The sequence below is a fragment of the Protofrankia sp. Cj3 genome (assembly GCF_917627355.1).
GTDB lineage: Bacteria > Actinomycetota > Actinomycetes > Frankiales > Frankiaceae > Protofrankia.
On record NZ_CAKJTR010000025.1, the window covers coordinates 1 to 4639 of the forward strand.

6 protein-coding genes are annotated in these 4639 nt (G+C 72.1%); 3 read left to right on the forward strand and 3 right to left on the reverse strand.

The genetic code is table 11. The annotated features are described in order from the left end of the window. Nucleotides 1–32: 32 nt before the first annotated feature. Nucleotides 33–536: a hypothetical protein gene (locus tag MJ783_RS05500; protein ID WP_239308835.1), complete on the forward strand. Its 504-nt coding sequence runs from the start codon at nucleotides 33–35 to the stop codon at nucleotides 534–536. Between the two features lie 137 nt (nucleotides 537–673). Here MJ783_RS05500 and MJ783_RS05505 read toward each other — a convergent pair whose 3' ends face one another. The 3 genes from MJ783_RS05505 to moaA are packed head-to-tail and all read right to left on the reverse strand — an operon-like array spanning nucleotide 674 to nucleotide 2531. Beyond that, nucleotides 674–937, reverse strand: coding sequence for a DUF6457 domain-containing protein (locus tag MJ783_RS05505; RefSeq protein WP_239308836.1), 264 nt, complete (start codon nucleotides 935–937; stop codon nucleotides 674–676). Beyond that, complete coding sequence (locus MJ783_RS05510) at nucleotides 934–1548, reverse strand: molybdenum cofactor guanylyltransferase (RefSeq protein WP_239308837.1); 615 nt, start codon at nucleotides 1546–1548, stop codon at nucleotides 934–936. Before MJ783_RS05510 ends, MJ783_RS05505 begins: the two co-directional genes overlap by 4 nt. Beyond that, entirely contained in the window at nucleotides 1545–2531 is a 987-nt protein-coding gene (moaA, locus tag MJ783_RS05515) for a GTP 3',8-cyclase MoaA (protein WP_239308838.1), read from the reverse strand. Before moaA ends, MJ783_RS05510 begins: the two co-directional genes overlap by 4 nt. Before the next feature lie 212 nt (nucleotides 2532–2743). On the opposite strand from moaA, the gene ppgK reads away from it, so the two are divergent. Together ppgK and sepH are read left to right on the forward strand one after the other, a co-directional pair. Beyond that, a complete protein-coding gene (ppgK, locus tag MJ783_RS05520; RefSeq protein WP_239308839.1) occupies nucleotides 2744–3556 on the forward strand; it encodes a polyphosphate--glucose phosphotransferase in 813 nt (270 codons plus the stop codon). 230 nt (nucleotides 3557–3786) lie between these two features. Next, on the forward strand, nucleotides 3787–4639 hold an 853-nt coding region (sepH, locus tag MJ783_RS05525), incomplete at its 3' end, for a septation protein SepH (RefSeq protein WP_239308840.1).

Here is a 4639-nt window from a genome sequence, read left to right on the forward strand (position 1 = left end):
TCTCACACACGCTCTAAGGCACACTTGGTTGCGTGGGACATTATCGACACGGCCGCAAGGTTCCAGCATTACCGCCCGCGCAGCACAACGCGATCAGAGCCGTCAGTATCGTGCTGGTCTTCGCCCTGGTCGCGTTGACCACTTGGCGGCCCGCCCTATTCGCCGCGCCGGCGCTCGTGGTGATTGTCGGGCTCGCCGGCCTGGACCAGTCCGTCGTCACCGCCGGTGGCCGAGCCCGGCCCGCGGGCACGGGCACGGGCGATCCCCTCGGACGCGGAGCAGCCGAGGGTGTTTCCGGCCTGGATGATCCCGACAGCCACGCCGACACCGCGGCCATCACCCTGGCGCTGCCTCGCGGGCGGTCAGCCGGTTCTCGTCTCCGGCCGTCGCCCGACGACAGCCGGGCAACGGCCGGAGACGACGTGCTCTCCTGGTCGCCCCTGGACGAAGCCGGGCTGGAGGATCCTCTCGCCACCCACACGATGGCGATCGACATGCGGGTGCTCCTGGATGACGGCCCTGCCTGGGTACGCTGACCGCTGCTGCCAGCTCTTCTCATCCGCTACGAGCGACCGGCAAGCGGATTGTTGGCGTACAAATTTGATCTTCGCTGGTAGCGTACCGCGCCCGGGAAGGTGGCTCCGGGAGCCGACGGTTCACGTTTCGGCAAGCCCTACCCAGCGCTGCCCTGATCACCGTTTTCCCGGGCCGTGAGGAGGGCGAGGACCTGCGCGGTGGCGTGGCGGACCGCGTCCGCGTCACCACCGTCCCGCCCCGCCGCGAGACCGATGAGAAACGCGGTGACCGGAGCGGCGGGCCGGGCGACGCCGTGCGCGACATCACGCGCGAGATCGAGCACACCGGGGACGTCAAGCTGAGTGGGGTCAAGGCCAAGCGCGCCGGCCGCCGCGGCCACCCAGTCATCAAGAGCGCTCACCGAGCCATCCTCGCCCACCGGCGTGCCCGCTCGAGATCCGCCGGCTCGTCGCAGTCCAGCGTGGTGCGCTCATCGGCGGGTACCGCCACCACCCGCGGGCCGGCCAGCACCGACCGCAGCGCCACCCCGGCAGGCGCGGTGGGGAGCCGCGCCCGCAGCACGGATGTGCGCCATACCCCGGTCAGGTACTGGCGCCGACCGGCCGGATCAATCAGGAGCGCGCCCCACGGCGGAGCAGCACCGCGCTGGCCGGCTCCGGTGGTCTCCCGGTCAGCGCCGCCCACGGCCCGCACGAGCGCGGCGACCGTTCCCGCGGTGAGAAACGGGAGATCGGCCGCAAGCACGGCAACCAGCGGTGCGCTCACCAGCTCCAGCCCGGCGGCAAGAGCGGCGACCGGCCCCCCGCCGGGCGGCCGCTCACAGGTCCAGGCCACCGGGCGTGCCAGCCGGACCGGACGTACCGGCCCGACCACGATCACCTCGCGCGCGGTGGCCACCGCCGCGAGAACACGATCAAGCAAGGTCCGGCCACCGACGGTCGCCAGCGGCTTGTCCGCACCGCCGAGGCGGCGGGCCGACCCGCCGGCAAGCACCACCGCGTCCCAGCTCATCCGCCGATCGCCGACATCGGTCGCGACGGCTGCGCAAAGTCCGGGCCGTTGACACCGTGCCCGGCGCGCTTGCCCCGGACGGCCGCGGCCCACAGGTGCGCAAGGTCCGCGTCGTCGGCCCCGGCCCGCATCGGCGTGCGCAGATTGGTCTCCGTGTCAGCGAACAGGCAGGAACGGAGCTGCCCGTCAGCGGTGAGACGGACCCGGTCGCAGGCGGCGCAGAACGGCGCGGTCACCGAGCCGATCACTCCGACCGTTCCGGGCCCGCCGTCCACGGCGAACAACTCGGCCGGCGCGCTACCGCGACCGGGCAGCGCGGTGACGGTGAACTCGGACCGGAGCCTGGCGAGGATCTCCGCTCCGGTGACCATCACGCCACGATCCCAGCTGTGCTGGGGGTCGAGCGGCATCTGCTCGATGAAGCGCAGGGCGTAGCCTCGCTCCAGGCACCATCGCAGCAGGGACGGCGCCTCGTCATCGTTGACGTCCCGCAGGAGCACCGCGTTGACCTTCACCGGTGCCAGCCCTGCCGTGGCCGCGGCGGCCAGACCCGCGCGCACATCCACAAGCCGATCCCGATGTGTCATCGCCAGATAACGGTCAGCGCGTAACGTGTCCAGCGAAACGTTCACCCGGTCCAGGCCGGCCACGCGCAGCGCGGCGGCAAAACGGGCCAGCGACGTGCCGTTGGTGGTCATGGACAGCTGGACGCGGGGACGCAGCATCGCCAGCTGGGCGACGAGGTCGACCAGGCCCGGCCGAACCGTCGGCTCACCGCCGGTCAGCCTGATCTCGTTCACGCCGAGCCGGGTGACCGCTATCCGCGCGAGCCGGACAACCTCGGCGTCGGTCAGCATCTCCGCCCCCGGCAGCCAGGCCAGGCCGTCAGCGGGCATGCAGTAGGTACACCGCAGGTTGCAGCGGTCGGTCAGTGAAATCCGCAGATCGGTGGCGACCCGCCCGAAGGAATCCCGTAACGCCACCGTCTCAGCCTAGAGCGGCGTATCCGGCGTGACGCGAGGGGATCGGGCCGGGATACCGGTGTCACACTCAGATGGGCCGGCGAGGCGTGCCGATCTATGGTGGAGTGGGCGCGGGCTGACCGGGCAGGCCCACGGTGCCGCGCGCCGCGTGGGAGGCGCTGTGCCCGGGTAGGCCCGGTGCGGGTCGGCGGCAACAGGAGGGCATAGGCGAAATGCAGGTCTTCGGTGTCGACATCGGCGGTACCGGCATCAAGGGTGCACCCGTCGACATTGACGAGGGCAAGCTCACCGCGCCCCGCGTCCGGATCCCGACGCCGCAGCCGTCGCGGCCACCCGCCATAGCCAGGACCGTCGCCGACGTCGTGGCCCATTTCGGCTGGACGGGGCCGGTCGGGGCCACCTTTCCCGCCGTGCTCAAAGACGGTGTCGCGAGGACGGCGGCCAACGTCGACCCGAGCTGGGTGGATACCGACCTGGCCGCGACCCTGCGAACGGTCCTGCCAGGCGGCGCCACGGTGATTAACGACGCTGACGCCGCCGGAATCGCCGAAATGACCTTCGGTGCCGGCCGTGACGTCGGTGGTGTCGTACTCATGACGACGTTCGGCACCGGTATCGGCACGGCGCTGTTCCTGCACGGCCAGCTCCTCCCGAACACCGAGTTCGGTCATCTTGAGATCGGCGGGCACGAGGCGGAGGCCCGAGCCTCCGAGGCGGCCCGGGAACGCGAAGATCTTTCCTGGGAAAAATGGGCGAAGCGGGTCAGCCGCTATCTGAACGCGCTGGAAGCGCTGCTGTGGCCCGATCTCATCATCATCGGCGGCGGCGCGAGCCGAAAAGCTGATCGCTTTCTCGACCGTCTCGATGTCCGCACCAAGGTGCTCCCCGCCCAGCTGCAGAACGACGCCGGGATCGTCGGGGCCGCGCTGTTCGCGGCCGGTGACCAGACCCGTCCCAAAGCGGCGGTGCGAACGCCGCGCCGACGGCCGCCCGCCACCCGCCCGCCCGGAGGCCGCCGTCCCTGACCATGAGGCATCTGGCCAGCCCGCCGAACGGCCGACGCGCCGCTGCCGACAGACCGGGCGCCCGTGTCGACGGGATGCCGACAAAGCGTGTCGGCATCCCGGGGTGAGACATCGTGGATGTGCCGATGGCAAGCTGTGGGGTAGGCATGAACGGCGGGTTCGACAGTCCGGATACTCACCGTCACCAAACGTTTCAGGGCGGGCTCGGACGACGCCGATGAGGAGGCGCCATGCGTGAGCTGCGAGCGGTCGCGCTCAGCGAGGACGGCGGCTACCTCGTGCTCGCCGAGACCGCCGGCGGACCTGATCCGGAGAAGTTCCGGGTACCGGTCGACGACCGGCTCCGGACGGTGCTGCGCGGGGGACGGCGCAGTGAGGTTCGCCAGGAAAGCGCCCTGACCCCGCGGGAGATCCAGGCGCGCCTACGCGCTGGTGAGACGACCGCCGAGGTCGCGCGGGTAGCGGGCATACCGGTCGAGCGGGTCGAACGCTATGAGGGCCCGGTCCTGGCCGAGCGGGCCCGGGTGGTACAGGAAGCACGGGCGGCGCTACTGCCCAAGGACCCCGGCGGCGCCCCCGGCCGGCCGCTGGGCGAGGTGGTGGACGCCCGGCTGATGGCCGCGCAGGACGATCCCGGCGGCGCGCAGTGGGATGCCTGGCGCCGGGTGGACGGGATCTGGCTGGTACAGCTGACCTCGGAGAGCCGGTGCGCACGCTGGACCTGGGACCCGGTTGTGCGCCGTGTTCGTCCGCACGACGATGCCGCCCGAGCGCTGGTGGCCCCTGAGGTAGCGGCCGACCCCACAGCGCAGCCGGCACCCGCGCCGCCGCCCGTGCAGGCCGGTCCTGCCCGTCCGCCCGGTCCCGCGTTGACGCTGGTGCAGGAGCCGGCCGCCACGCCGGCCGCGCCGAGCGCACACCCGCCGGTCGTGGTAACGCCGCCCACGCCGGTCCAGCCGGCCTCGGCACGGGGGCGGACACACGGAGCCTCCCGGCCCGCCGCCCGGGGTGAAGCACCCGCGCGGGTTCCCGCTCCCCCGGCCGCGCCGGTCAGATCAGCGCAGCCACAGCCACAGTCACAGC